The organism is Pseudomonas sp. SIMBA_068 (assembly GCF_046534705.1).
Taxonomy (GTDB): domain Bacteria; phylum Pseudomonadota; class Gammaproteobacteria; order Pseudomonadales; family Pseudomonadaceae; genus Aquipseudomonas; species Aquipseudomonas putida.
On the sequence record NZ_JAWRYI010000357.1, the window covers coordinates 1 to 279 of the forward strand.

Sequence of the window (279 nt, forward strand, 5' to 3'; positions counted from 1 at the left end):
GGCTGATCGGCGTGGCACCCGCCCTGGCACTGATGCTCGGCGGCGAGCCGATCGATGCCCGCCAGGGCCTGACGTTGGGCCTGGTGGACCACCTGGTAGAGCCCGGCCACGACCTGCTCGAACAGGCCTGCGCCTTTGCCCGCAGGCAGCTCGCGCACCCCGCCCCTGCGCTCACGCCTGCGCCGCTGTCACAGGGCCTGGCCGATGACTTCTTCGACACGCACGCGGCGCAACTGGCTGCACGCAAACCCGGCCAACGGGCACCGCTGCGGGTGCTGG

General features: G+C 72.4%; 1 pseudogene. It reads left to right on the forward strand.

Annotated elements, in window-relative coordinates:
* Positions 1-279: pseudogene (locus tag SB756_RS29525) on the forward strand (3-hydroxyacyl-CoA dehydrogenase); the annotation flags it as partial.